A 24,128-nucleotide genomic window follows, 5' to 3' on the forward strand; every position below is an offset into this window, starting at 1 on the left:
CATGGTCATTCGGGAATGGTGAAGACCTGCCCCGGATAGATCAGGTCCGGGTTGCGGATTGCGCCCCTGTTGGCTTCGAACACCCGCACATACAGGAACCCGCTGCCGTATTTGTCCTGCGAAATTGCCCAGAGCGTATCGCCCTTCTGCACGGTCACCGCCCGCACCAGCGGCACCGGCTGATCCGGGTCCGCATCGCGCTCCGGCTTGGGCAGCAGCTCCGGCGCTTCGCGCTTGAACGGGGTTTCCAGGCGGCTCACCACCCTGCCGGAGGCCGGTTCGATCTCATCCAGCCGCAGGGTGTAGACACCCGGCGCCACGTCCGCCAGCCGCCCGGTCCAGCGGCCGTCCTGGGCGGCGTCCAGTTCGGCCACCGGCCGGTTGTCGACATAGATCCGCACCCGCGATTGCGGGCGCGCCCGGCCTGACAGGTCCACCCCGCCGGAGCCATTGTAGCTGATGGAATCCAGTGCCACCTCTTCGCTCAGCTCCGGGTCGGAAGGCACAGCAGGCTGCACCACCTCGATCCCGTCCTGATCGGCCCGGAGCACCGCAACGGACTGGCCTTGCGGCTGCGGCGCGGCAGGCTCCGCGGCAGGCGCCGGGTCTTCAGCCGCAGGCTCAGCTGCCGCGGTTATTTCCTCAACCTGCGTTCCTTGAACGGCATCTGCTGCCTGCGCTGCCCCGCTGGCAGCATCCGGCTCGGGCGCAGAGGCATCCGCTTGTGTCTGAGCGGCCTCCTGCGCCTCGCCGGCCGGAAGTGCAGCAACCTGGTCCTCTGCCCCCTCTGCAATTTCTTCAGCCTTCTGCGCCGGCGCGGCGGCGACCGGGCTGACCGGCGCCAGGATGAAGGACGCGCCGGATGCGCTCTGTTCACCGTCATGCTCTGCCAGCAATGACACCACCCGGGCATCCGCACTGGGCGCAATGGACGTCAGCGAAACGAATTCACCCCCGGCAGGCACCTCCAGCTGCTCCAGCACTTCGCCGTCCAGCAGCACAGTGATCTGCACGCCCTCTTGCGCCCGGCCGGCAATCACCGCGGCGCCATCGCTGTCCACACGGACCAGATCCAACTCCGGCGCCTGCAGAACAAAAATATCCTGTTTCGGCGCTTCGGTTTCCGGTTCCGGCTGCGGCTCCGCCGCCGCATCCGCAGGCGCTTCCAGGGCCGCCAGCTCAGTGCCTTCCCCTGCTTCCTGATCTACTTCGACGGCACTGCCGGAGGCCGTGTCATCAGCGGTTACTTCTGTTATATTTTCAGCAGTTACAGCCTGACTTTGATCTTCAGCCGCGGCTTCCCCACCGGCAGTTGTTTCCGGAGCCTCAACGTCCTCCTGCTGACCGGCGTCCGCCGTTTCAGCCTGTTCACTTCCGGCGTCCCGCGCTGCGCGGTTTTGCAGCGGCTGGCCGGACTCCCCGCCTTCTCCGGAAAACGCGCTGTTGCTGTTTGCCGCCTGCCCTGCCGTCTCTTCGCTCACCACCACGCCTTCGGGCGCGACCGTGCCAAACACCCCGAGCTGGTACAGCACCACGCCGCCCACGACCACGGCCACGCCGGCAATACCGCCAAGTGTGAGGGCCCCAAGACCCCCGCTTCCAGATGCTTCCGCCATTTCATTCCCTTCGGCATTTGCGGAATGTGACCTTCCGCTTAGTTGAGGGAATCTAACAACCCCGCTATCACGGGTCAAAACACCAATTGGTTTTCACCTTGATATTCCACGGAAAGGCTGGCCGATGAGCATCAAATCCGTCTGTGTCTACTGCGGATCCCGCGCCGGGGTGCTGCCCGCCTATGCCGAGGCGGCGCGCGCCTTCGGCACCGCGCTGGCGGAAAACGGGATGCGGCTGGTTTACGGCGCCGGCGATGTCGGGCTGATGGGCGAAGTTGCCCGCGCCGCGCAAAAGGCTGGCGGCGAAACCTTCGGGGTGATCCCCAGCCACCTGGAGCGGCGCGAGGTGGGGAAATCCGACCTCACCACCTATGTGGTTACGGAAACCATGCACGAACGCAAGAAGGTGATGCTGTGGAACGCCGATGCAGTGGTTGTGCTGCCCGGCGGCGCCGGATCGCTGGATGAGCTGTTCGAGGCGCTGACCTGGCGCCAGCTGGGGCTGCACTCCAATCCGATTGTGATCCTCAACACCGAAGGCTACTGGGACAAGCTGCGTGACCTGCTGGACCAAGTGGTGAGCCAGGGCTTCGCCAGTCAGGAAACCCCGGATTACCTGATCTGGGCCGACACGCCTGTGGCCGCCATCGCCGCCCTGCGCGATGCCCGTTCCTGACGCAGCGCCGAGAAGGAAAACACCGCAACCGCGCTCCAGATCAGCGCAAAGGCGGTGCCGTGCCAGGGGGTGAATGGCTCGGCAAAGACCAGCACCGCCACCAGGAACTGCAGCGTCGGGTTCAGGTATTGCAGCACGCCCACGGTGCCCAGCCGCACCCTGCGGGCGGCGTAGGCGAACAGGATCAGCGGCAGGCCGGTCAGGATGCCGGAAAACATCAGCATCAGCGCATCGCCAACGCCGCCCAGGAAACCGGCGCCGCCGGTCATCCAGATGATCGTCAGCGCAACCGGCAACAGCAGCGCAACCTCGGCCGTGACGGAAACCACCGGCCCCAGCGGCAATTGTTTCTTAACAACACCGTAAAGCGCGAAGCTGAAGCTCAGCGCCAGCGGAATCCAGGGCGCGGCCCCCAGCCCGAACGACAGCACCGCCACGGCAAGGCCCGCCAGGCATACCGCCACGCCCTGCGCCGCTGCCAGCCGCTCGCCAAATGCGAGCCGTCCCAGCAGCACGCTCAGCAGCGGAAAGACGTAATAGCCAAGGCTTGCCTCAGTCGCGTAGCCCAGTTGAACAGCCGAAATGAAGATGAACCAGTTGAGCGAAATCATCGCCGAGGCAAACGCCAGCAAGAGCGCGCTGCGGCGGGTGGAAAGCGCCGCCCCCAGCTCGGCGATGCGGCCCTGGCACAACAGCACGATGGCAAAAAACACAAATGACCACAGCGCCCGGTGCGACAGAACCTGCTCCGGCGGAACATGCGACAGCGCCTTGTAATATATGCCGGAAAGCCCCCAAACGGTGCAGGAGGCACAAAGTGCCAGAACGCCTTTTTGTGCCTCGCCCATAACATGCTCCTGCCCGGCTTTCGTTTCACAGACACCGGGCAGAAGCGCAGGTCAACCCTGGTCAGCCGTGACGCAGCGCGTCTTTGACCAATTCTTCGATCCTGGTGATTTCGTGACCGGTCAGGTTCTTGCTGATCTCCGCGACCACGAGGTCGGAGACTTCCTTGCGGAGGGTCTTGCGCAGTTCCCCCAGGACCTCCGGCGCGGCGACCAGAACCAGTTTCTCGAATTCACCGCGGTGGGCCATCTCATACAGTTTGTCCGACAGGTCCTTGGCAAACCGCTCCTTGGCCAATTGGTGCCAGTCGGTGTCGTCGACAGCGGACCGGTGGACGCTCGGGCCGTCGTTGAACCGCCCTGGCCGGTTGGCGGACTGCTCCCGGTCCGGCGGGTTGTCCTGCTCATCCTTGCGGCGCACCTGCAGATACGGATCGTCCCCGTCGACGGTGTTCTCCAGAAACAGCGCCTTTTCGCTGTCAGCCACCAGGACATAGGTGCCGTGGGAAAGCCGGGTCATCACTTCACCTCCTGCTCATTGGATTTTCGAACCCGGGTGGCACCTGCCGGGCGTTCCTTGGCGCGCTTTTCCTCATCCTCGCTGCCAATCTCCCGCGCCAGCCTGCCGCCAGTGCGCCCGCCGTGTGCGGCACTGCCCTCCTCGCCCAGAATGTCCTTGGTTTCGCGGTGTCCGTCCTTGGACCTCTTGCGTTCAGCCATGGTGGTCCTCCTTTCGTACACAGAACCAACGCCAGAATCCCGCCCGGCGTTCCGTGCGAAACGCGGCAGAACAGCATTCGTGCCGCACGAAAAAGCCCGCCGGAAAACTCCGGCGGGCCCGTGCAAGCCAATATGCGGCTCTCGCCTTACATGCGCGAAGCGACGTTTTCCCAGTTCACCAGGTTGTCGAGGAAGTTCGACAGGTAGGCCGGACGCTTGTTGCGGAAGTCGATGTAGTAGGAGTGCTCCCATACGTCGCAGCCCAGCAGTGCGGTCTGGCCGAAGCACAGCGGGTTCACGCCGTTCTCGGTCTTGGTGACTTTCAGGCCGCCGTCGGTGTCCTTGACCAGCCAGGCCCAGCCGGAGCCGAACTGGCCGGCGCCCGCGGCAGAGAACTCTTCCTTGAACTTTTCGACGGAACCGAAGCTGTCCACCAGCGCCTTTTCCAGCTCGCCCGGCATCTTGCTTTCGCCCGGCCCCATCATTTCCCAGAACTGGTTGTGGTTCCACAGCTGGGAGATGTTGTTGAAGATGCCGTTCTGGGCCACTGCGCTCGCGTCGTAGGTGCCCTTGATGATCTCTTCCAGCGACTTGCCGTCCCACTCGGTGCCGGCGATCAGCTTGTTGCCGTTGTCGACATAAGCCTTGTGGTGCAGGTCGTGGTGGTATTCCAGGGTTTCAGCCGACATGCCTTTGCCGGCCAGCGCGTCATGTGCATAAGGAAGATCGGGAAGTTCAAAAGCCATCTGGGCCCCCTGTGAAATAAGTTTGCGTTCCTGCGCAGATACATGCGGTGTGCGCGCTATCAGGTCAAGAGGCCACCGCCGCATTTCCGCGCAAGGTATGTGTGTAGAAAACCAGGCAGCCGCCGATAAGTTCCTAGTCAGGCCGCACGGGTCTGTGCACCATCAGGGCCAGGCCTGCTCTCGCCCTGTTCATAACGTTTAGTCAGGCTCCTTTCGGCATTTCAATAAGCCGCCCATACGGCCGTTTCGGATACCTGAAATATTGGCCTTGATCCGACCCGAAAGGTCAGCTTCTGTAAAATCAATCCGGTAGGTCGCCTGGTATTTCACGCCGCTTTGTGCCGGCAAGGTCATGTCCCAGCTGAAGCGCTCCTTACCATTCTTCAGCGCCTTGTAGCTGGTAACAACTGCCTCTCTTTCCACATGCCAGATAAAAGGGTCCAGTACTTCGACCGTCTTACCATCATCGAGAAACGTCAGAAGCGTTTCCTCCGGAACCCAGCCACCTTGCCCATACGTTCTAATATCGCACAAATACTTCTGAACGGGCTGCGCAGCAAAGGCGGCAGTAGGCAAAGAAAGGATAGCGGCACCGCAAAATGCCAGTGCTGCCGACCGTCGATTTATGTTCATTGTTCCAAACTCTGTTAAGTAGTTTCTTGCCGCTCTAACTTGAACCCGCCAGCGACTTCAATTTCTGCGAGAGAAAAAAATTCAACCTCACGGATAAGCAATCATGTGCAACCACATCGAAGGAGAGACTAACGATTAGAACTTGGACACAGGAACCCAAACGGCGGTGATACCGAGACATTTCTGGCAAACGGTTAGTCTGTCACCATTCAGCTGGCTGCGGCAGATCTCCCTCGTTCTGCGCCAGCAGCGACAGGCTGTTCTCCGTTTCGCAAAACCCCCTGCCGCGCGGCAGTTTTGCATTGCCGCCTTTCTTGGCCGCCTGCAGGCTCATCTTCTGGTTCGCCGTGTTCAGCACCGCGCGGAAACGCGGGCGTGCAATTCCCGGTTCGGAATAAACGGCCAGGCCCGTCAGTGCCCAGCTCAGCGCGTAAGAGGTCTTGCTGTGCTGCACCACCTTGGCCGGCACCGCCACGCCAAACGTCAGGTCGGTGACCTGCGCGGTGCGGAAGTTATCAGTGAAATGCAGGGTGATCCGGCTGGGAATCCAGGCCGAGCCGGAAATCGGTTTCAAGCTGCAGTGAAAGGTGGTCCCGGCCAGGGCCGCGGCCCCGGCGACCATAAAAACAAAAGCCAAGGCTCCGCATTTCGGCAAACTCATCAGCCGCTCCCTGAAACAACTTCACAACACTACCTCCCCCACAGGAAACAGCCTTAATTCAACCACTTGCACTTAATGCAAAAGGTGAAACCAGGAACGGGGCCTAAAAAAACAGGTGCCCCGGAGGGTCTCCAGGGCACCGTAAATGACGCGTAAAGGCGTCACAAGCAGAAAGCGAGCAAAAATTTTAGTAAACACCCACTTTACTTTGAGGATGCCCTGCTGCGCTTAGCAATTTGAACACATACTCGCCGACGGAGCGGAAGCAGACGATGCAGAAGCTGCCGTCGTCGTTCAACCAGAAGGCGCCGGCCACCTGCGCCAGCCGCGAGCGGCGGAACTGGCCCGGCTTGAAGGCCGCGGCATCGAAGTCCACCGGGCTCACCTTGCCCAGCACCTCGCGCGCACCCTCGCCCGACAGGCGGAAGAAGGCACGGGCGTCGGAGACGTTCACTGCCAGCGCGTGCTCGCCCTTCAGCGCCTCAGACACTTCTGCGGTCTTGGCAACTGCGTCCTCATAGGGAACCAGCAGCAGCAGTTCGTCCGGGGACATCCAGGCCGCGGCGCCGTTTTCGGCAACCGAGATGGAGCCCTGTGCCGGAACCTCGGCGCCGGTGGCGGCTTTGACAGCCGCCTTCAGCGCTTTGGACCCCAGATCGCCGCGCAGGGTGATCATGCCCTGCAGACCGGCATCCTCGACGGTGGCCAGACCCGAGAATCGGGCGCCGTTCAGTACGGAAACAGCCTTAGACATTCTGCTTCTCTCCATCCTTATCGTAGAAGACCGGGTCAACGATCTTGGCTTTGTAGGTCTTGCCGTCAGTGCCCGGGAACTCGATCACTTCGCCCATCCGCTTGGGGCCGTGCTTGACCAGGCCCATGGCGATGCCGCGGCCCAGGGTTGCGGAGTGGTAGGTCGAGGTCACCCGGCCGATCATGTTGCGCTGGCCGTTGGCGTTGACGCCTTCACCCACCGCATAGGCGCCGTCGGGCAGCACCGAACCGTCGACCGTTTCCAGGCCAACCAGCTGCCAGCGGTCCGGATCGACCATGTGCGAACGCTGCTGCGCGCGCTTGCCCAGATAGTCTTCCTTCTTCTTGGACAGTGCCCAGTGCAGCCCCAGATCCTGCGGGATCACGGTGCCGTCGGTCTCGTCGCCGATCATGATGAAGCCCTTCTCGGCCCGCAGGATGTGCAGGGTCTCGGTGCCGTAAGGCATGACGCCGAATTCCTTGCCTGCGTCCATCAGGGCATCCCAGAACGCCTGGCCTTCGGAGGCCGCAACCGCGATCTCGTAGGACAGTTCGCCCGAGAAGGAGATCCGGTAAGCCCGGGCGTCAAACCCGCCGATCTTGCCGTCACGCCATTCCATGAACGGCAGCGCCTCTTTCGAGACATCCATGCCGCCGCCAGCGGCCGCGTTCAGCTTTTCCAGCACCTTGCGGGCGTTGGGGCCGACAACGGCGATCTGGGCATACTGCTCAGTCACGTTGGCGACGTAGACCTTCATGTCCCACCATTCGGTCTGCAGCCACTCTTCCATCCAGCCGTGGATGCGCTCGGCACCGCCGGTGGTGGTATGGCACAGGAAGGTGTCCTCGTCGATGCGGGCAACCACGCCGTCGTCCATCAGGAAGCCGTTCTCGGTGCACATCAAGCCGTAGCGGCATTTGCCCGGCTTCAGCGTGGACATCATGTTGGTGTACAGCATGTCCAGGAATTTGCCGGCGTCGGGACCTTTGACGATCAGCTTGCCCAGCGTCGAGGCGTCCAGCAGGCCGAGGTTCTCGCGGGTGTTCTTCACTTCGCGGTTCACCGCGGCATGACGGTCCTCGCCCGGTTTGTTGATGGAAAACGGACGGCGCCACTGGCCAACCGGTTCCCAATCCGCGCCGTTCTTGTCGAACCAGTCGTAGATCGGTGTCTTGCGCACCGGCTGGAAGATCTCGGCCCGTGCCTCGCCAGCGATCGCGCCCAGCGAGATCGGATGGTACGGCGGACGGAAGGTGGTGGTGCCCACCTGCGGGATTTCGGAGTTCAGGCTGTCGGCCAGAATGGCCAGGCCGTTGATGTTCGAGAGTTTGCCCTGGTCGGTGGCCATGCCCAGCGTGGTGTAACGCTTGGTGTGCTCGACGCTTTCGTAGCCTTCGCGCGCAGCCAGCTGCACGTCCGACACTTTCACGTCGTTCTGGTAGTCCAGCCAGGACTTCATGCGCAGCTTGATGTCCGCCTTGGCAGGCATCAGCCACACTGCTTCCATCTGCGCTTCCGCCTCGGACTCGCCTTTGGCAGCCGCAACGGATTTCGCCGGGAAGCCGGCCGCTTCGGCTGCTTTTGCACCAGCCGCGGCTGCGTCTTCCAGCAGCGCACCCAGGCCGAACTCGCCGTTTGCGGCACCTGCCGGAACCACAAAGCCGTTGCCGTCGTGGCCCAGCGGCGGACGGGAGGCATCGGGGCGGAAATTGGCGTTCACCTCGTCCCAGATCAGCTTGCCGCCGCAGTGGGACCACAGGTGGACCACCGGCGACCAGCCGCCGGACATGGCAACCGCGTCAGCCTGCACGGTCTCGCGGGCACCGCCTTCGCCGTTCTGGGCGCAGATGGCGACCTCGGTCACACATTTGCCGTCCTTCACCTTGGCGATGGCGCGGCCCAGTTCGACCCGGATGCCCTTTTCGCGGACCGCTTCCATCAGCGCGCCGCCGCCGGTTTCGCGGGTGTCGACCACGCGGACCACTTCGACGCCTGCGTCATGCAGCACCAGCGCGGTGCGGTAGGCATCGTCGTTGTTGGTGGCAACCACGACCTTCTGGCCCGGGTTGATGCCCCAGTTCACCACATAGTCGCGCATCGAGGCCGCCAGCATCACGCCGGGAACATCGTTGCCTGCAAAGGACAGCGGACGCTCGATCGCACCGGTTGCGGTGACGATCTGGCTCGCACGGATCCGCCACAGACGGTGGCGCGGGCCGCCCTGGCCCGGTGCGTGGTCGGTCAGGCGCTCATAGCCCAGGGCATAGCCGTGGTCATAGACGCCGGAGCCCATGCAGCGGTCGCGGAGCGTAACGTTGTCCATGCCGCGCAGCTCTTCGAGGGTCTTTTCGATCCAGACCTCGGGCGCTTCGCCGTCGATGGTGCCGCCGTCGACCGGAGCGCGGCCGCCCCAGTGGCTGTTCTGCTCCAGCACCAGAACCTTGGCGCCGGAGGCTGCAGCTGCCTTGGCGGCCTGCAGGCCGGCAACACCGCCGCCGATGACCAGCACATCCGCGAAGAAGTAGAAGTGCTCGTAAGTGTCGGCATCCTTCAGTTCCTTGTCGGGGGCTGCGCCCAGACCTGCGGACTTCCGGATGATCGGCTCATAGACGTGTTTCCACAGCGGGCGCGGGTGGATGAACATCTTGTAGTAGAAGCCGGCGGTCAGGAACCGGCTCAGCTTGTTGTTCACCGCCAGAACGTCGAACTCCAGGCTCGGCCAGTGGTTCTGCGACTGCGCGGTCAGGCCCGAGAACAGCTCGGTGGTGGTGGCGCGCTGGTTCGGCTCGTAACGGTCGCCCACACCCAGCTGCATCAGCGCGTTGGGCTCTTCGGAGCCGGATGCGACAACGCCGCGCGGGCGGTGGTATTTGAACGAGCGGCCCATCATCACCTGGCCGTTGGCCAGCAGTGCGGATGCGAGCGTATCACCGGCGAAACCCTTCATGGACTTGCCGTTGAAAGTGAAGGCGATCTGTTTGGAGCGGTCGATCAGCCGGCCGTGCTTGGCAAGACGCGTGCTCATGTGCGCAGACCTTTCAAGAGAAAAGCGGATGTTTCAGTCAGGCGGCGGATCATTTCTGACCGTCCGAAAATTCGCGCCAGGTCCAGCCCGGGCGTTTGGCAGCGATCTTGTCCAGGATCTCCTGCGTCGGCACAGAGGTCTGTGCCGTGTAGGTGCCGAACACCTCCAGCGTCATGGTGCAGCGGGCGGCGTGGAACCACTTGCCGCAGCCGTTAGCATGGCGCCAGCGTTCGAAGTGAACGCCTTTGGGGTTTTCGCGCATGAACAGGTAGTCATGGAACTCATCATCCGAGGAGCCGGGGCCGTAGCGCTTCAGATGCGCTTCGCCGCCCGCGGCCAGTTCGGTTTCTTCGGCTTTGACGCCGCAATAGGGGCATTCAAGGATCAGCATTGTGCTTGCTCCACAGTATTGAATTTTGCGGCGTTAGTGCGCCACACCGGCGGCGACGCTCTCGTCGATGAACTTGCCTTCTTTGAAGCGATTGATCGAGAACTCCTCGGTCAGCGGCGAGTGGCCGGTGGCCATCAGTTCCGCCATCGCCCAGCCCGAACCCGGGATCGACTTAAAGCCGCCGGTGCCCCAGCCGCAGTTGATGAAGCAGTTCTGCACCGGGGTCTTGGAGATGATCGGCGAACGGTCGCCGGTCACATCCACGATGCCGCCCCACTGGCGCAGCATCTTCAGGCGGCTGACCATCGGGAAGGTTTCGACCAGGGCGCGGACGGTTTCCTCGATATGGTGGAACGAACCGCGCTGGGTGTAGTTGTTGAACCCGTCGGTACCGCCGCCGATCACCATCTCGCCCTTGTCGGACTGCGACATGTAGCCGTGCACGGTGTTGGCCATCACAACCACGTCCATGCAGGGTTTGATCGGCTCGGATACCATCGCCTGCAGCGCAACCGATTCCATCGGCAGACGGAAACCCGCCATTTCCGACAGCACAGAGGCGTTGCCCGCAACGATCATGCCGATCTTGTCGCAGTCAATCGGACCCTTGGTGGTGTCGACGCCCACGGTGCGGCCGTTCTCGGTGCGCACGCCAGTGACTTCGCATTTCTGGATGATGTCCATGCCCATGTCGGAGCACGCGCGGGCATAGGCCCAGGCCACAGCGTCGTGGCGGGCGGTGCCGCCGCGTTCCTGCCACAGGCCGCCCAGCACCGGGTAGCGGGGGCCGTGCAGGTTGATGATCGGCACAATCTCTTTCACCCGCTCCGGGGTGATCCACTCGGTCTGAACGCCCTGCTGCTGGTTGGCATGCGCGGTGCGCTTGTAGCCGCGGATCTCATGCTCGGTCTGGGCCAGCATGATCACACCGCGCGGGCTGAACATGACGTTGTAGTTCAGGTCCTGCGACATGGTCTCATACAGGCTGCGCGCCTTTTCATAGATCGCAGCCGAGGGATCCTGCAGGTAGTTCGAGCGGATGATGGTGGTGTTCCGGCCCGTATTGCCGCCACCCAGCCAGCCTTTCTCGATAATTGCGACATTGGTAATGCCGAAGTTCTTACCCAGGTAGTAGGCAGTGGCGAGGCCATGCCCGCCCGCCCCGACGATGACGACATCGTAGTGGCGTTTGGGTTCCGGCGAGCGCCAGGCGCGCTCCCATCCGGTGTGATAGCGCAGGGCTTCCCGCGCAACAGCAAAGACTGAATAGCGTTTCATGAGCGAATCCGATGGTTCGTGTCTGATAGCGGGTATGCCCGAAACGCATGGCTGACCAGTGCCGTTTATCGCCCTGTTTCTGCGTTATTGCGACATATCCCAATGACGCATTGCAGCATCTCTCTGGATGGCGCGGCAGTTTGGCTCTTTTGTTCGCCGCTCCCCGCATATAGATGAAAACCAAACTTCGGAGACATCATGGTTTTCTGGACAGTCACCGCCCTCATCGCATTTTCGGCAGCGCTGCTGCTGGCAATAATCATCATCCGCGCCCGTGAGCAAGGCGAACCAGCCGCGGCCTACGACCTGCGCGTCTACCGCCAGCAGCTGCGCGAAGTGGACAAGGATCTGGCCCGCGGCGTCATCAACGGCACCGACGCCGAGCGTATCCGCACCGAGATCTCCCGCCGCATCCTGGCCGCCGACGCTCAGCTGCAAAAGCGCAAGTCCGGCCGCTCCCAGCCGCGCGGCCTATCGCTTGGCTTCGCTGTTGCCGCAGCAGTGCTGATTACTGGCGGCACCCTGGGCCTCTACTGGCAGCTGGGCGCCCCGGGGTACGGCGACCTTGGCCTTCAGGACCGCATCCGCCTGGCCGGCGAGCGTGCCGAAAGCCGCCCCTCGCAGGCGGAGGCCGAAGCCGAGGTTAAGCCCATGGCGCCGCCGCAGGTCGAGGAGGGCTACACCAAGCTGGTGGATCAGCTGCGCAAGACCGCCGGCGAGCGCAAGGACGATGCCAACGGCCAGGCGCTGCTGGCGCAGCACGAGGCAAATCTCGGCAATTTCAAAGCCGCCTATGAGGCCAAGGCCAACTACATCCGCCTCGCAGAGGGCATGGTCAACGCCAACGACTTCTCCGAGCTGGCGGAACTCAAGATCATGGCCGCCGGCGGCTATGTCTCGCCGGAGGCGCAGGCCGACCTGCAAAAGGCCCGCGCGATTGACCCCAGCCACGGCCCTGCCCGCTACTACTGGGGCCTGATGCTGGGCCAGATCGGCCGCCCGGATCTCGCTTACCGCGAATGGGCCGAAACCCTGCGCGACGGCCCCGCCGGTTCGCCCTGGGTCATCGGCATCGAGGGCCAGATCGAGGAAATGGCCTTCCGCGCCGGCGTCAAGCACCAGCCCGTCATGCCCGGCGGCGGCGCAGCCCCCGCCCTGCCCGGCCCCAGCGCCGAGGAGATGTCCTCTGCCAGCGAGCTCAGCCCGGAAGAGCAGCAGGAGATGATCCGCGGCATGGTCACCCGGCTCTCGGACCGGCTGGCAACCGAAGGCGGCTCGGCCGAGGAATGGGCCCGCCTGATCGGCGCCCTTTCGGTTCTGGGCGAAACCGAGCGCGCCCGCACGGTCTATGACGAGGCCCGCGGCGCCTTTGAGGCGGACGCCGACTCGCTGGAGCTTCTGGAAACCATCGCCGCCCAGTCCGGACTCGCCGAATGATCCACGACGCGTTCGAAGATTTCGCCGCCGCCCTGCCGCCAATGAGCGCGCTGATGGGGCTGGACCTGGGCACCAAGACGATCGGCGTTGCCGTCTCCGACCGCATCGGCGCGGTGGCGACGCCGCTGGAAACCGTAAAGCGCAAGAAGTTCTCAACAGACGCCGCGCGGCTCATGGAGATCGTCAAGCAGCGCGACATCAGCGGCATCCTTTTGGGCCTGCCGCGCAACATGGACGGCACCGAGGGCCCGCGCTGCCAGTCCACCCGCGCCTTTGCCCGCAACCTGATGCAATTGACCGATCTCCCGATTTCATTCTGGGACGAGCGCCTCAGCACCGTGGCGGCAGAAAAAGCGCTTCTTGAAGCAGATACGACACGCAAACGCCGCGCAGAGGTTATCGACCACGTCGCGGCCTCCTATATTCTCCAAGGCGCATTGGACCGGATGCGGCATTTGAAGAACGGGTGAATGATGACTGACGACGTATGGAAACGGGACGAGATCCAGTCCCCCTGCATCAAGATCTGCGTCGTCCACCCTGAGGCCCGCATCTGCACCGGCTGCTACCGCTCCATCGACGAAATCCGCGACTGGTCCAAAATGACCAACGACGAGCGCGCGGAGATCATGAACGCCCTGCCCGCCCGCGCCAGCAAACTGGTCAAGCGCCGCGGCGGCCGCGGCGCCCGGCTGAACCGGGGCTGACGCCGCCCCTCGGTCTTAGCCCGCCGTCAGCCAGGCTTTTGCATTCTCAATCTCTTCGCTTGGGAAGAACCGGGTTTCCGCCTTCAGAATCCGGGCCGCAACCCGTTGCGCCATGTGCTGCCAAGCCTTGTCACCAACCACGGCTGCGCGGTCCAGCAGCGGCACATGGGTCCGCGCCAGATTGAAATGCGCCGCCATGGCCGACAGGCCTTGCCAGCCGTCAAACTCCGTCAGGTCGATCAAGAGGCGGAACCCCTCCCGCTCCCGCAGCCTTGCATCCAGATCGCCCCCTGCCCGCTGGTAGGCTTCGGGGTCCACCTGCCCCATCAGCTTGATCTGCAGGCACGGCCCGCCCAGATCGATGATGTGCACCGTGCCAAGGGACTCCCGCAGCCAGCGACGGGCCGCCTCCACCTGATCAAGGCCAAAGACTTGCACCGGGCACGGCAGCAGCGGCGCCGCCACGCGGATGGCTGTTTGCACCCACCCCTGATCCGCCGCCACAGCGCAGCGGTCAAAACCGCTCCAATGCCCCAGTCCCAGCTTGGTATCGGCCCACACCGCGGACAGGTCATAGCCGCCAAAGCCCTGGTCCAGAATTGCCAGCACCCTGATCCGGTCGTGCTCCTTCAGCGCGGCCTCCACCGCGGGCACAAGCAGCTTTTCGTAATCTTCGCCTCGGATTTTTCCCGTCAGGCGCACCTCAATCAGAGAGCCGCCCATTTGAGTTTCGACTTGGATCATTTCAATCACCCCGCGCACTCATTGACGGCTGAATCTTAAACCCATTTGCTGACGCCGGCCACGGAAAGGACAGCAAGGCAGCTATGCGCCCGGCTTTTCCATTCTACTTCTGTCAACCACGGCACGCTGCGGGAACCAAATGAACCCCAGGCGGACTGAATGCTGACCTATCACCTTATGGCTGCAGGCTACCTGCCTGGTCCGTATTCGCAAAACGCGGCATCAGCTTGTGCGCCATCCTACTTGAAGCGTTGGCTAAAGCCTGCCTAAGGAAAAACTTAAAAAGGCTGGTGGCGCGTCTACCCTTCCGCCAGCCACCCTTTGGTCCAATCCGCCAGTTCCGGGCGGAAATAGGCGATCATGCGGCCCTCTTCCGGCGCGCTTGCCCCTTCGCCCCAGGGCGCAACCCCGTGCAGGCACAGCCGGTGCATCAGATAGGACTCGCCGGGCTTGGCGGGCACGGTGATCCGCGGGCAGGTCTCAAACACCTCGGCGCGGGCGGCGCTATAGGCATCGGTCACATCCACATCCGCCCAGCCGGCCTGCGGCACGCCCTCGAACGCGGCGGCAAAGGCGCGGCGCATGATCCGGTGGCTGCCCTCCCAGATCACCAGCGGCGAAGCATCGGGGCTGCTTTCATTCAGCGGGATGCCCAGCACCCAGGCATGCGGCTCCTCCACCTTGCGGCGGCGGTGCTCGCCGTACATCTTGACCCCGTCCACATGCGCTGCGTCGCGTTTGACGCGGTAGCGGAAGGCAGCCTCGCCCTCGCCCGGCCGCGGACGCGGGTAGCCGGGGAAGACCGAGGACACCTGCGCCCGGTGCAGATCCGGGATGGGGCCAAGATGATGCGTGATGAAATCAACCGGCGCGCCCGCCAGCGGCGGCCCTTCTGGCAAACGCCCTGAGGCATCATTCGGCAGCGCATCGACGCCGATGAACCAGGTCCGCTCGCACTGGAACCACTCGGCACAGGCCGGATCGTCCAGCGACCAGATGCCGTGGCGCAAGGCATCCGCCGCCCAGGCGGCGACCTGCGGGTCTTGGGCAAAGCGCACCCAGCCCCTGTCCTGAAACTGTTCGATCTGTTCCAGCATGTCGTCCTCTTAGTAACCGAAAGCCTTGCGCAGCATGTTCAGCGCCACCAGCACCAGGAAGGCCCCGAACACCCGTTTCAGCGGTTTCGGATCCATCGCATGGGCCAGCCTCACGCCATAAGGCGCAGTGATCAGCGTCATGGCGATCACGATAAAGAACGCCACCAGATTGACCGCGCCGATGGTGAAGGGCGGCCTCGCAGCCGGGTCTATCTCGAGCAGCAGAAAGCCGGCCACGGAAGGAACCGCAATGATCACGCCAAACCCGGCGGCGGTCGCCACCGCCCGGTGCACCGCCACCCCGTGCAGCGTCATCAGCGGCACCCCGAAGCTGCCGCCGCCGATGCCCATCAGCACCGACAGGAACCCGACCGCAGGCGACAGCGCCATCCGCTTGCCCCCCTTGGGCATCACCTCAGCCAGCCGCCACTCGGACCGGCCCAGCCCCAGATAACAGCCAATCACCAGCGCCAGCCCGCCAAAGACGCCTTGCAGCACGGTGGAGCGCAGGGCGGAGGCCGCCAGCACGCCGACAATGGCGCCAAGGGCAATGCCAATCCCCCAGGTGCGCAGGATCTCCCAGTCCACCGCGCCCTTCTTGTTGTGGCTCATGACAGAGCGCAGCGAGGTCACGATGATTGTCGCCAGCGAGGTCGCCAGACAGATCTGCATCAGCTGGTCGCCGCCATAGCCAAGGGTCTGGAAGGCATAGAAGAAGGCCGGCACCAGCACGATGCCGCCGCCAACCCCCAGAAGACCGGCCAGCACGCCCGCAAAAGCACCAATCACCACCAGCAGCCCTGCCATCTGCATCAGCAGCGCAGGCTCCGCCAGCAAGGCAGCGGTCACGGCAGGATCGTTCATCAGGGGCACCTCAGGCTTTTGCGTCCGCGGCAAAGGGTTAGCCGCGGTGCCCGGCTTGCACAAGGCACTAGCGCGTGAGGCGCCGCGTCACGCCGCCGCGCGGCTCTCCACCTGCGCCAGGGCTTTCAGCACCAGGTCCGGCCCGGCGCCTGCCCGGCAAGCGCCCTCGGACAGCATCCGCCGCCACTGCCGCGCCCCGGGCTTGCCCGCAAATAGACCCAGCATATGCCGGGTGATCTGGTTCAGCTTGGCCCCTTCGCTCAGACGCGCCTCGATATAGGGCAGCATCTGCCGCACCGCCTCGCCCGCATCGCTCACCGCGCCGGTGCCGTAAATCTCAGGATCGGCGGCACAGAGAACATCCGCAGGCTGGTGATAGGCCGCACGCCCCACCATCACCCCGTCCAGGCCCCGCGCCAGATGCGCCTTGGCCTCAGCCAGCGTTGCAATGCCGCCGTTGATCGAGACATGAAAGTCCGGAAACGCCGCCTTCATCCGGTGCACCAGATCGTAATCGAGCGGCGGGATGTCCCGGTTCTCCTTGGGCGACAGCCCCTGCAGCCAGGCCTTGCGCGCGTGGATGGTGACCCGCTTGCAGCCCGCCGCGCGGATCTTCTCCAGGAAATCCGGCAGCACCTGTTGCGGCTCCTGCTCATCGACGCCGATACGGCATTTGACGGTGACTTCCACATCCACCGCTTCGCGCATGGCAGCCACACAATCGGCCACCAGTTCCGGCGTTTGCATCAGCACCGCGCCAAAGGCACCGGATTGCACCCGGTCGCTGGGACAGCCGCAGTTGAGATTGATCTCGTCATAGCCTGCCTCGGCGCCCAGCCGCGCGGCCTCCGCCAGCTCCTGCGGATCGGAGCCGCCAAGCTGCAGCGCCACCGGGTGCTCTTGCGGATTGAACTCCAGCAAATGCAACGCCCCGCCGCGCACCAGCGCCGGCGCCGTCACCATCTCGGTGTACAGCAGCACCTCCCGGCTCAAGAGCCGGTGCAGATAGCGGCAGTGCCGGTCGGTCCAATCTATCATCGGCGCAACGCTCAACCGCGCGGCCTGGTGCAGGGGGGAGAAATCAGTCATGCCGCGCCATATAGGCCACGCGCCGCCGCCTGCCAAGCCGCAGCGCACAGCTCCCCGCCGCTAGCCGGCCAGAGAAGGCAGGTAAAGGACGATCCCCGGGAACGCGACCAGCAACGCGATTGTCACCGCATCGGCAATGAAGAACGGCGTCACGCCGCGGAACACGTCCTGCACGCTCAGGTCAGGGCGCACGCCTGCGACGACGAAACAGTTCAGCCCGATCGGCGGGGTGATCAGGCAGAACTCGGCCATTTTCACCACCAGGATGCCAAACCAGATCGCGCACATGGTGCCGCTCATGCCAAAGGCGCTGTCCGCCGCGGCAACGCTCTCACCACCGTTCAGCGCCATCACCGCCGGGTAGACCACCGGCAGGGTCAACAGCAGCATGCCGATGGCATCCATGAACATGCCCAGCACCGCATAGGCCAAGAGGATGCAGATCAGGATCAGCATCGGGCTCATCTCCAGCGAGGTGATCCAATCCGAGAACGCCCCCGGCAGATCGGCAAAGCCGAGGAACCGCACATAGATCAGGACACCCCAGATGATGGTGAAGATCATCACCGTCAGCTTGGCTGTTTCCAGCAGCGCCGATTTCAGCTCCGCCCATTTCATGCCCTCCTTCAACGCATAGAGGAACACGATGAAGGCGCCGATTGCACCGCCTTCGGTCGGGGTGCCCCAGGCATCGCCGCCAAAGGGGTTGTAGACAAAGCAGATGATGATCACGACCACCAGCACGATGGGCAGCGCACCCGGCAGCGCGGCGAACCGCTGCCCCCAGGTGAAACCCTTGACCGGCGGGCCGACGGTTTTGAAGACCACCGCGATGCCAACGATCAACAGGCCATAGATCACCGCCGAAAAGGCGCCCGGGATGAAACCCGCCAGCAGCAGCTTGCCCACGTCCTGCTCAACGATAATGGCATAGATCACCAGAATGGCCGAGGGCGGGATCAGCGACGCCAGCGTGCCGCCGGCGGCAACAACCCCGGCGGCAAAGCGCTTGTCATAGCCGATCTCCAGCATTTCCGGGATGGCGATGCGGGCAAAGACGGCGGAGGTGGCCACGGAGGCCCCCGAAACCGCGGCAAATCCCGCGGTGGCAAAGACGGTAGACACCGCCAGCCCGCCCGGCAGCCAGGCGATCCAGCGCTTGGCGGCCACGAACAGCGCACGGGTCAGCCCTGCGTAATAGGCGAGATAGCCGATCAGGATGAAGGTCGGGATGAGGCTCAGCGCCTGGCTGGAAACCTTGGAATGCGGCACCTGCCCCGCGGTCTTGACCGCGATGGTCAGCGCCTTGCCGAACCGGGCCGGGTCATAGCCGAACTTGGCCCAGAAGATCCAGATGAGGCCCGCAAGCCCCGCAAGCCCGGCCGCAAAGGCCACCCGCATCCCCAAGACCACCATGGCCAGCAGGCCGCCCGTGACCCACAGGCCGATTTCAATCGGTTCCATCTGCCTTACCCCTGCCCGCTGCCATTTGTGTCATGGCCTTGCATCTGTTCCGCTTCAGCCGCCGCCTGTTCTGCCGCGCTCTGGATCAGCGGCACCGCCACCGGAGCTTCCAGCCCCAGCACCAGCGCCCGGCCGTAGCCCCAGACCTGCAGCAGCAGCCGCAGGGCGAGCACCGCAAAGGCCACCGGCGCCAGCAGCTTGGCGGGCCAGATCGGTAGGCCGATGTCGATGGAGCTGTCGCGGCTCCACAGCGGCGCGGCGAAGTCGAAGGAGCGCAGGAAATGCGACCAGCTGCCCCAGACCAGCGCCAGGATCAAAAGAAGGATCAGCACAACCGAAACCAGTTCGAACAGCCACAGCGCCCGGCCGCGCAGGGCGCCAATAAAGATATCCATGCGGATATGGCCGCCCACGCGCTGCACATAGGCAATGCCCATGAAGGCGATCAGTGGCATGATCTGTTCGATCCAGTCGACATAGCCGGGCAAGGGCGCGTTGATCGCGTTGCGCCCGCCAACCGAGACCACCGCCAGGATCATCAGCGAGAACACCGCAATGCCGCTCAGCAGCGCCAGCAACAGCTCCGCCTTCAGCAATCCCCTGTCCAGCCTGCTGATCAGGCTGCCATCCTCCAGCACCGCCGCGCTGCCTGCCATGCCCTGCCCCCGTCATTTCCGTATCGCCAAAGACAGAAAGGGCCGGTGCTATCCTGCCCGACCCTTTCCAGTTCTATCAGCCTCAGCTGCCCGAGCGCACGTCGCTCAGGGTTTTCTGCACCAGGTCATAGAGCTCCTGCGCGGGCAGGCCCTGGGCGCTCATGTCCTTGATCCACTGTTCGCGGATCGGATCGGCAGCCACCTTGCGGAATTCGGCCAGCTGGTCGTCGGAGATCATCACCTTCTCGACGCCCTTCTCTTCCAGCACACCGTCCCATTTGGTCAGCAGCGCGCCGTAGTTCTCCAGGTAATGGGCAATCGCTTCATCCACCGAGCTGTCCAGCGCCTCGCGCTCGGCATCGCTCAGCGCGTCATAGGCATCGGTGTTGACCACCACCGGGCAGTTCACGGTGCCGGGGTTCAGGTTGGCGGTCCACCAGTCGGCCTTGTTGATGGTGCCAAAGCTGAGATGCGCGTGCTGGGCAAAAGCGACGGTGTCCACGACACCGGACTCCATCGCGTTGTAGGCTTCGGTTGCGGTTACCGAGGTCGGCACTGCGCCCACGGCAGAAAACGCCTGGCCGATGCCGCCGGTGGCGCGCACCCGCATGTCCTTGAACTCTGCCAGCTCATCCCGCGGCTCGCCGGTGCCGACGATATTGTACTGCGGCATCGGCGAGGTCATCAGCAGCTTGGCGTTCCAGCGCGCCAGATCCGCCTGCACTGCCGGATGGCCATAGACGGCGTGGCTGACAGCGACTTCCTCCTCCAGCGTGTTCACGCCCAGGAACGGCAGTTCCAGCACGGTGATCGAGGGGTTTTTGTCGCGGTGGTAGCCGGCGCAGAACTGCGCCATCTCAAAGGCGCCGATGGAAATCCCGTCGAGGTTTTCCTTGTTCTTGCTGAGACCGCCATAGCTGATATTCAGGGTGAACTCGCCACCGGTTTTCTCGCTCACAAGCTCGGCCAGTTTCTCCACATGCTCGGTAAAGGCGCGGCGCTTGCCCCACAGGGACACGTTCCACTCGGTGGCCGCAGCCTCCCCGGCGATTGCAAAGCCAGCGGCAGCCGCCACGGCGGCAGTCAGAATTTTTTTCATGATGTAACTCTCCCGGATTGCGCCCCTTTTTGCCCCGGCATTGGACCGGAGAGGTGCGCTTGGCGGTCAGGCTAGCCGCTTGCCCGCGCCCTGCCAACCCCTGCGGCCGAAGTGTTACGCAGCGACTCGCGCCCGGCGCGCAACCGGGGCTGAAATTCGGCCCGGCCCGCAGGCTGGCACAATATGCCGCAGCGCTGCGGCAGCATGTTTTCGCCAACAGCGCCGCAGCGCCGCCCTGCAGGCTGAAACCCCCGGCAAAACCCGTGTAAAACCGTTTACAGGCAAGTCCTTGTTTTTGCCTGCTCTGAAGATAGGAAATTCCTATATGTTTACAAATTTTACAGACGACCGGAAATTCGTTCACAAGCAAATGCTTAAAAACCCGTCAGTTATTCACAAATTTTCAGCCTGCAGTATTATCAGTGCCCAGGAGGAAACGGTTTGACAGCCACGGCACAGCGTTGTCGTTTGTCTTGCCAATAAAATTCTGGGAGGAAACTGAATGAACGCGCTGCACGCAGACGCTGTCTATCCGCCGTCGGACGAAACCGTTGCCCGCGCGCATGTGAATGCCGCCAAATACCAGGAGATGTACGAGGCCTCGCTGAAGGATCCGGAAGGGTTCTGGGGCGAACAGGGCAAGCGCATCGACTGGATCAAGCCCTTCACCCAGGTGAAGGACGTGAACTACAACTTCGGCAACGTTTCGATCAATTGGTTTGCCGACGGCACCCTGAACGTTTCCGCCAACTGCATCGACCGCCATCTGGACACCCGCGGCGACCAGACCGCGATCATCTGGGAACCGGATGATCCGAACGAGGACGCCCAGCACATCACCTACAAGGAGCTGCACCGCCGCACCTGCCGGATGGCCAACATCCTGGAGTCGATGGGCGTGCGCAAGGGCGACCGGGTGGTGATCTACCTGCCGATGATCCCCGAAGCGGCCTATGCCATGCTGGCCTGCGCCCGCATCGGCGCCATTCATTCCATCGTGTTTGCCGGCTTCTCCCCCGACGCACTGGCGGCCCGGATCAACGGCTGCGATGCCAAGGTGATCATCACCGCGGATGAGGCCCCCCGCGGCGGCCGCAAGACCCCGCTGAAGTCGAACGCCGACGCCGCCCTGCTGCACACCAAGGACAGCGTGAAATGCCTGGTGGTCAAGCGCACCGGCGGCCAGACCACCTGGGTGGACGGCCGCGACTACGACTACAACGAGATGGCGCTGGAAGCGGATGACTACTGTGCCCCGGCGGAAATGAACGCCGAGGATCCGCTGTTCATCCTTTACACCTCCGGTTCCACCGGCCAGCCCAAGGGCGTGGTGCACACCACCGGCGGCTACCTGACCTATGCCGCAATGACCCATGAGATCACCTTTGATTACCACGACGGCGACATCTACTGGTGCACCGCGGACGTGGGCTGGGTGACCGGCCACAGCTATATCGTCTACGGCCCGCTGGCCAATGGCGCCACCACGCTGATGTTCGAAGGCGTGCCGACCTACCCCGATGCCTCGCGCTTCTGGCAGGTCTGCGAAAAGCATAAAGTAAACCAGTTCTACACCGCCCCCACCGCGCTGCGCGCACTGATGGGTCAGGGCGATTCCTGGGTCGAGAAATGCGATCTGAGCGATCTCAAGGTGCTGGGCACCGTGGGTGAGCCGATCAACCCGGAAGCCTGGGAGTGGTATCACAACGTGATCGGCAAAGGCACTGTGCCAATCGTCGACACCTGGTGGCAGACCGAAACCGGCGGCCATCTGATGACCCCGCTGCCGGGCGCGCACACGCTCAAACCCGGCGCCGCGATGAAACCCTTCTTCGGCATCCAGCCGGTTGTTCTGGACCCGCAGTCCGGCGTCGAGATCGAGGGCAACGGCGTCGAAGGCGTGCTGTGCATCAAGGACAGCTGGCCGGGCCAAATGCGCACCGTCTGGGGCGACCACGAGCGCTTCGAGAAAACCTATTTCTCCGACTACAAGGGCTATTACTTCACCGGCGACGGCTGCCGCCGCGACGAGGACGGAGATTACTGGATCACCGGCCGCGTCGATGACGTGATCAACGTCTCCGGCCACCGCATGGGCACGGCCGAGGTCGAAAGCGCGCTGGTGGCCCATGCCGCCGTGGCCGAGGCCGCCGTGGTCGGCTACCCGCATGAGATCAAGGGCCAGGGCATCTATTGCTACGTGACCCTGATGAACGACCGGGAGCCGTCGGATGAGCTGCTGAAGGAGCTGCGCCAGTGGGTCCGCACCGAGATCGGACCGATTGCCTCGCCGGACGTGATCCAGTGGGCGCCGGGCCTGCCGAAAACCCGCTCCGGCAAGATCATGCGCCGCATCCTGCGCAAGATCGCCGAAAACGACTTCGGCTCCCTGGGCGACACCTCGACGCTGGCCGATCCGTCGGTGGTCGAAGACCTGATCGAAAACCGTGCGAACAAGGGGTGATTGAGCGATGACGACGGACACAATGACCCGCCCCGCCGTTCTGATCCTGCTTGGCCCGCCCGGCGCCGGCAAGGGCACCCAGGCACGGATGCTGGAAGAGAAGTTCGGCTATGTGCAGCTCTCGACCGGCGACCTGCTGCGCGAGGCGGTTACCGCAGGCACCCCTGCAGGCCTTGCGGCCAAGGCGGTGATGGAAGCAGGCCAGCTGGTCAGCGACGAGATCGTGATCAACATCCTGCGCGACCGGCTGGCAGAGCCGGACTGCGCCAAGGGCGTGATCCTCGACGGCTTCCCCCGCACCACCGTGCAGGCCGAGGCGCTGGACGGCCTGCTGGCGGAAACCGGCCAGAAGATCAACGCCGCGATCAGCCTCGAGGTGGACGACGCGGCGATGGTCGAGCGGATCTCCGGCCGTTACACCTGCGGAGGCTGCGGCGAGGGCTACCACGACAGCTTCAAACAGCCTGCCGAGGCAGGCAAATGCGACAAATGCGGCGGCACCGAGATGAAGCGCCGCGCCGACGATAACGCAGAAACCGTTGCCAGCCGGCTGGAGGCTTATCACGCGCAGACCGCGCCGCTGATCGCCTACTACGGCGGCAAGGGTGTGCTGCAGACCACAGATGCCATGGGCGGTATCGACGACATCGCCCGGGATATGGCGGCCATTGTGACCAAGGCCACCAGCTAACAACCAAGAAACGGGGCCTGCCCTGACCCGGCAGGACCCCGTCCCCGGACATTGGAATGCCCATCGGACCTGCCCTGGCAGACCGGAGGAGTCATGCCTGCGCCGCACCCCCGGCAGCAGGCAAACGGAGGAGGTCTGCCATGCACCCCCGCAAGGCAGACATGGAGGAAAAAGGAGGAGCCGCGATGGCGGACCATTCCACAAATGCGGCAAAAACCGCCGAAGCCGATAAGGGCTATTGGGCGGCGAACGTGCGCATCATTCTAGTCAGCCTGGTGATCTGGGCTGTTGTTTCATTCGGCTTCGGCATCCTGCTGCGCCCGCTGCTTTCGGGCATCAAGGTCGGCGGCAGCGATCTGGGCTTCTGGTTCGCCCAGCAAGGCTCGATCCTGGTGTTCCTGGGGCTGATCTTTTTCTACGCGTTCCGGATGAACAAGCTGGACCGCGAATACGGCGTGGAGGAAGAATAAG

The 24,128-nt window shown here is 63.7% G+C and carries 25 protein-coding genes; 7 read left to right on the forward strand and 18 right to left on the reverse strand.

Translation table 11 applies throughout. From position 1 onward, the window contains the following. Positions 1–5: 5 nt before the first annotated feature. A complete protein-coding gene (locus KUW17_RS03910; protein WP_222476052.1) occupies positions 6–1,616 on the reverse strand; it encodes a LysM peptidoglycan-binding domain-containing protein in 1,611 nt (536 codons plus the stop codon). Positions 1,617–1,740: 124 nt separating this feature from the next. On the opposite strand from KUW17_RS03910, the gene KUW17_RS03915 reads away from it, so the two are divergent. Next, positions 1,741–2,292: a TIGR00730 family Rossman fold protein gene (locus tag KUW17_RS03915; RefSeq protein ID WP_222476053.1), complete on the forward strand. Its 552-nt coding sequence runs from the start codon at positions 1,741–1,743 to the stop codon at positions 2,290–2,292. On the opposite strand, the gene rarD is transcribed toward KUW17_RS03915, so the two are convergent. From rarD to KUW17_RS03965, 10 genes are all read right to left on the reverse strand, one after another. Continuing rightward, positions 2,229–3,140: an EamA family transporter RarD gene (rarD, locus tag KUW17_RS03920; protein WP_222476054.1), complete on the reverse strand. Its 912-nt coding sequence runs from the start codon at positions 3,138–3,140 to the stop codon at positions 2,229–2,231. The genes KUW17_RS03915 and rarD overlap by 64 nt on opposite strands. A gap of 61 nt (positions 3,141–3,201) precedes the next feature. Further along, positions 3,202–3,657, reverse strand: a complete 456-nt coding sequence (locus KUW17_RS03925) for a host attachment family protein (protein ID WP_222476055.1) — start codon at positions 3,655–3,657, stop codon at positions 3,202–3,204. Further along, on the reverse strand, positions 3,657–3,857 hold the full coding sequence (locus tag KUW17_RS03930; protein ID WP_222476056.1) for a hypothetical protein: 201 nt from the start codon (positions 3,855–3,857) through the stop codon (positions 3,657–3,659). The genes KUW17_RS03925 and KUW17_RS03930 overlap by 1 nt, the downstream gene beginning before the upstream one ends. A gap of 146 nt (positions 3,858–4,003) precedes the next feature. Continuing rightward, positions 4,004–4,603, reverse strand: a complete 600-nt coding sequence (locus KUW17_RS03935; RefSeq protein ID WP_222476057.1) for a superoxide dismutase — start codon at positions 4,601–4,603, stop codon at positions 4,004–4,006. A gap of 198 nt (positions 4,604–4,801) precedes the next feature. Continuing rightward, positions 4,802–5,236: a hypothetical protein gene (locus KUW17_RS03940; RefSeq protein ID WP_222476058.1), complete on the reverse strand. Its 435-nt coding sequence runs from the start codon at positions 5,234–5,236 to the stop codon at positions 4,802–4,804. A 202-nt stretch (positions 5,237–5,438) separates the two neighbouring features. After that, positions 5,439–5,873 carry a hypothetical protein gene (locus KUW17_RS03945; RefSeq protein ID WP_261396962.1) on the reverse strand — a complete coding sequence of 145 codons (435 nt, stop codon included), beginning with the start codon at positions 5,871–5,873 and terminating at the stop codon, positions 5,439–5,441. A gap of 211 nt (positions 5,874–6,084) precedes the next feature. Then, positions 6,085–6,651, reverse strand: coding sequence for a sarcosine oxidase subunit gamma (locus KUW17_RS03950; RefSeq protein WP_222476060.1), 567 nt, complete (start codon positions 6,649–6,651; stop codon positions 6,085–6,087). Beyond that, positions 6,644–9,676, reverse strand: a complete 3,033-nt coding sequence (locus tag KUW17_RS03955; protein WP_222476062.1) for a sarcosine oxidase subunit alpha family protein — start codon at positions 9,674–9,676, stop codon at positions 6,644–6,646. The genes KUW17_RS03950 and KUW17_RS03955 overlap by 8 nt, the downstream gene beginning before the upstream one ends. Before the next feature lie 49 nt (positions 9,677–9,725). Beyond that, positions 9,726–10,067, reverse strand: a complete 342-nt coding sequence (locus tag KUW17_RS03960) for a sarcosine oxidase subunit delta (protein WP_222476064.1) — start codon at positions 10,065–10,067, stop codon at positions 9,726–9,728. Between the two features lie 33 nt (positions 10,068–10,100). Then, positions 10,101–11,345 (reverse strand): sarcosine oxidase subunit beta family protein, encoded by a 1,245-nt coding sequence (locus KUW17_RS03965; RefSeq protein ID WP_222476067.1) that lies wholly within the window; start codon positions 11,343–11,345, stop codon positions 10,101–10,103. 198 nt (positions 11,346–11,543) lie between these two features. Here KUW17_RS03965 and ccmI point away from each other — a divergent pair, with 198 nt between their 5' ends. Genes ccmI through KUW17_RS03980 form a run of 3 tightly spaced genes read left to right on the forward strand, consistent with a single transcriptional unit; the run spans position 11,544 to position 13,489 of the window. After that, positions 11,544–12,782 (forward strand): c-type cytochrome biogenesis protein CcmI, encoded by a 1,239-nt coding sequence (ccmI, locus tag KUW17_RS03970; RefSeq protein ID WP_222476068.1) that lies wholly within the window; start codon positions 11,544–11,546, stop codon positions 12,780–12,782. After that, positions 12,779–13,252 (forward strand): Holliday junction resolvase RuvX, encoded by a 474-nt coding sequence (gene ruvX / locus KUW17_RS03975; RefSeq protein ID WP_222476069.1) that lies wholly within the window; start codon positions 12,779–12,781, stop codon positions 13,250–13,252. Before ccmI ends, ruvX begins: the two co-directional genes overlap by 4 nt. A gap of 3 nt (positions 13,253–13,255) precedes the next feature. Beyond that, positions 13,256–13,489, forward strand: a complete 234-nt coding sequence (locus tag KUW17_RS03980; protein WP_222476070.1) for a DUF1289 domain-containing protein — start codon at positions 13,256–13,258, stop codon at positions 13,487–13,489. A gap of 15 nt (positions 13,490–13,504) precedes the next feature. Here the strand turns inward: KUW17_RS03980 and KUW17_RS03985 are convergent, their stop codons facing one another. The 7 genes from KUW17_RS03985 to KUW17_RS04015 all read right to left on the reverse strand — a co-directional run bounded on the left by KUW17_RS03985 (position 13,505) and on the right by KUW17_RS04015 (position 20,502). Then, complete coding sequence (locus KUW17_RS03985; protein WP_222476071.1) at positions 13,505–14,233, reverse strand: STAS/SEC14 domain-containing protein; 729 nt, start codon at positions 14,231–14,233, stop codon at positions 13,505–13,507. Between the two features lie 299 nt (positions 14,234–14,532). Beyond that, positions 14,533–15,330, reverse strand: coding sequence for a hypothetical protein (locus tag KUW17_RS03990; protein ID WP_222476073.1), 798 nt, complete (start codon positions 15,328–15,330; stop codon positions 14,533–14,535). A gap of 9 nt (positions 15,331–15,339) precedes the next feature. Next, positions 15,340–16,194: a sulfite exporter TauE/SafE family protein gene (locus KUW17_RS03995; protein ID WP_222476075.1), complete on the reverse strand. Its 855-nt coding sequence runs from the start codon at positions 16,192–16,194 to the stop codon at positions 15,340–15,342. 87 nt (positions 16,195–16,281) lie between these two features. Then, a complete protein-coding gene (gene dusA / locus KUW17_RS04000) occupies positions 16,282–17,283 on the reverse strand; it encodes a tRNA dihydrouridine(20/20a) synthase DusA (RefSeq protein WP_222476077.1) in 1,002 nt (333 codons plus the stop codon). 60 nt (positions 17,284–17,343) lie between these two features. Beyond that, on the reverse strand, positions 17,344–18,747 hold the full coding sequence (locus KUW17_RS04005; RefSeq protein ID WP_222476079.1) for a TRAP transporter large permease: 1,404 nt from the start codon (positions 18,745–18,747) through the stop codon (positions 17,344–17,346). A gap of 5 nt (positions 18,748–18,752) precedes the next feature. Next, a complete protein-coding gene (locus KUW17_RS04010) occupies positions 18,753–19,403 on the reverse strand; it encodes a TRAP transporter small permease subunit (protein ID WP_222476081.1) in 651 nt (216 codons plus the stop codon). Positions 19,404–19,485: 82 nt separating this feature from the next. Continuing rightward, positions 19,486–20,502: a C4-dicarboxylate TRAP transporter substrate-binding protein gene (locus tag KUW17_RS04015; RefSeq protein WP_222476084.1), complete on the reverse strand. Its 1,017-nt coding sequence runs from the start codon at positions 20,500–20,502 to the stop codon at positions 19,486–19,488. 502 nt (positions 20,503–21,004) lie between these two features. Between KUW17_RS04015 and acs the strand changes: the two genes are divergently transcribed. The 3 genes from acs (at position 21,005) to KUW17_RS04030 (ending at position 24,127) form a co-directional block, all read left to right on the forward strand. Beyond that, positions 21,005–22,966, forward strand: a complete 1,962-nt coding sequence (acs, locus tag KUW17_RS04020; protein ID WP_222476086.1) for an acetate--CoA ligase — start codon at positions 21,005–21,007, stop codon at positions 22,964–22,966. A 7-nt stretch (positions 22,967–22,973) separates the two neighbouring features. After that, complete coding sequence (locus KUW17_RS04025) at positions 22,974–23,657, forward strand: adenylate kinase (RefSeq protein WP_222476089.1); 684 nt, start codon at positions 22,974–22,976, stop codon at positions 23,655–23,657. A gap of 185 nt (positions 23,658–23,842) precedes the next feature. Further along, complete coding sequence (locus tag KUW17_RS04030) at positions 23,843–24,127, forward strand: DUF4212 domain-containing protein (protein ID WP_222476310.1); 285 nt, start codon at positions 23,843–23,845, stop codon at positions 24,125–24,127. Position 24,128 lies beyond the last annotated feature (1 nt).

Origin of the sequence: Leisingera aquaemixtae (assembly GCF_019801145.1) — a bacterium.
Classification (GTDB): Bacteria; Pseudomonadota; Alphaproteobacteria; order Rhodobacterales; family Rhodobacteraceae; genus Leisingera; species Leisingera aquaemixtae_A.

Coding starts and splice junctions, on each gene's coding strand:
- KUW17_RS03950 (WP_222476060.1), bottom strand. CDS start 6,651: ATGTCTAAGGCTGTTTCCGTACTGAACGGCGCCCGATTCTCGGGTCTG.
- rarD (WP_222476054.1), bottom strand. CDS start 3,140: ATGGGCGAGGCACAAAAAGGCGTTCTGGCACTTTGTGCCTCCTGCACC.
- KUW17_RS03960 (WP_222476064.1), bottom strand. CDS start 10,067: ATGCTGATCCTTGAATGCCCCTATTGCGGCGTCAAAGCCGAAGAAACC.
- KUW17_RS04030 (WP_222476310.1), top strand. CDS start 23,843: ATGGCGGACCATTCCACAAATGCGGCAAAAACCGCCGAAGCCGATAAG.
- KUW17_RS03935 (WP_222476057.1), bottom strand. CDS start 4,603: ATGGCTTTTGAACTTCCCGATCTTCCTTATGCACATGACGCGCTGGCC.
- dusA (WP_222476077.1), bottom strand. CDS start 17,283: ATGACTGATTTCTCCCCCCTGCACCAGGCCGCGCGGTTGAGCGTTGCG.
- ccmI (WP_222476068.1), top strand. CDS start 11,544: ATGGTTTTCTGGACAGTCACCGCCCTCATCGCATTTTCGGCAGCGCTG.
- KUW17_RS03980 (WP_222476070.1), top strand. CDS start 13,256: ATGACTGACGACGTATGGAAACGGGACGAGATCCAGTCCCCCTGCATC.
- KUW17_RS03930 (WP_222476056.1), bottom strand. CDS start 3,857: ATGGCTGAACGCAAGAGGTCCAAGGACGGACACCGCGAAACCAAGGAC.
- KUW17_RS04015 (WP_222476084.1), bottom strand. CDS start 20,502: ATGAAAAAAATTCTGACTGCCGCCGTGGCGGCTGCCGCTGGCTTTGCA.
- KUW17_RS04025 (WP_222476089.1), top strand. CDS start 22,974: ATGACGACGGACACAATGACCCGCCCCGCCGTTCTGATCCTGCTTGGC.
- KUW17_RS03990 (WP_222476073.1), bottom strand. CDS start 15,330: ATGCTGGAACAGATCGAACAGTTTCAGGACAGGGGCTGGGTGCGCTTT.
- KUW17_RS03915 (WP_222476053.1), top strand. CDS start 1,741: ATGAGCATCAAATCCGTCTGTGTCTACTGCGGATCCCGCGCCGGGGTG.
- KUW17_RS04010 (WP_222476081.1), bottom strand. CDS start 19,403: ATGGCAGGCAGCGCGGCGGTGCTGGAGGATGGCAGCCTGATCAGCAGG.
- KUW17_RS03925 (WP_222476055.1), bottom strand. CDS start 3,657: ATGACCCGGCTTTCCCACGGCACCTATGTCCTGGTGGCTGACAGCGAA.
- KUW17_RS03965 (WP_222476067.1), bottom strand. CDS start 11,345: ATGAAACGCTATTCAGTCTTTGCTGTTGCGCGGGAAGCCCTGCGCTAT.
- acs (WP_222476086.1), top strand. CDS start 21,005: ATGAACGCGCTGCACGCAGACGCTGTCTATCCGCCGTCGGACGAAACC.
- KUW17_RS03985 (WP_222476071.1), bottom strand. CDS start 14,233: ATGATCCAAGTCGAAACTCAAATGGGCGGCTCTCTGATTGAGGTGCGC.
- ruvX (WP_222476069.1), top strand. CDS start 12,779: ATGATCCACGACGCGTTCGAAGATTTCGCCGCCGCCCTGCCGCCAATG.
- KUW17_RS03955 (WP_222476062.1), bottom strand. CDS start 9,676: ATGAGCACGCGTCTTGCCAAGCACGGCCGGCTGATCGACCGCTCCAAA.
- KUW17_RS03995 (WP_222476075.1), bottom strand. CDS start 16,194: ATGAACGATCCTGCCGTGACCGCTGCCTTGCTGGCGGAGCCTGCGCTG.
- KUW17_RS03940 (WP_222476058.1), bottom strand. CDS start 5,236: ATGAACATAAATCGACGGTCGGCAGCACTGGCATTTTGCGGTGCCGCT.
- KUW17_RS03910 (WP_222476052.1), bottom strand. CDS start 1,616: ATGGCGGAAGCATCTGGAAGCGGGGGTCTTGGGGCCCTCACACTTGGC.
- KUW17_RS04005 (WP_222476079.1), bottom strand. CDS start 18,747: ATGGAACCGATTGAAATCGGCCTGTGGGTCACGGGCGGCCTGCTGGCC.